This is a genomic window from Mycobacterium sp. 1482292.6 (assembly GCF_001672995.1).
GTDB lineage: Bacteria > Actinomycetota > Actinomycetes > Mycobacteriales > Mycobacteriaceae > Mycobacterium > Mycobacterium europaeum_A.
In genome coordinates this window covers 1-515 of the sequence record NZ_LZKV01000017.1, presented here as the reverse complement: position 1 = coordinate 515, position 515 = coordinate 1, and the positions used below count along the sequence as shown (strand labels likewise).

At 69.9% G+C, this 515-nt stretch carries 1 pseudogene; it reads right to left on the bottom strand.

What is annotated here, in order from left to right:
• Nucleotides 1-209 precede the first annotated feature (209 nt).
• Nucleotides 210-443: pseudogene (locus tag A5624_RS29385) on the bottom strand (mycothione reductase); the annotation flags it as partial.
• Nucleotides 444-515 lie beyond the last annotated feature (72 nt).

Genomic DNA, 515 nt, shown 5'->3' with positions numbered 1-515 from the left:
CGCCGCACTCGAGGATCGCCGGGGGCACCACCGCTCGTGCCCCGGCGGCGATCACCACCTGGTCGGCCGCGAATTCGTCGCCCGCATCGGTGCGCAACAGGTAGCGGCCGTCGGCCTGCACGCCGCCGAATCGGGTGCGCTGGGACGACATCGTCTCGCGCGTCTTCGGGCGCATCGACCCGATCGGGGTCAGCGGTGAGGATTACCGGAACGCCGCACTCGAGGATCGCCGGGGGCACCACCGCTCGTGCCCCGGCGGCGATCACCACCTGGTCGGCCGCGAATTCGTCGCCCGCATCGGTGCGCAACAGGTAGCGGCCGTCGGCCTGCACGCCGCCGAATCGGGTGCGCTGCTTGTAGACATCGATGTTGGGTGCGGCGTTCCGGTAATCCTCACCGCTGACCCCGATCGGGTCGATGCGCCCGAAGACGCGCGAGACGATCATGCGAATCTCGGAGCTGCCCGAGCATCTGGTGATCGTCGGGGGCGGCTTCGTGGCAGCCGAATTCGCCCA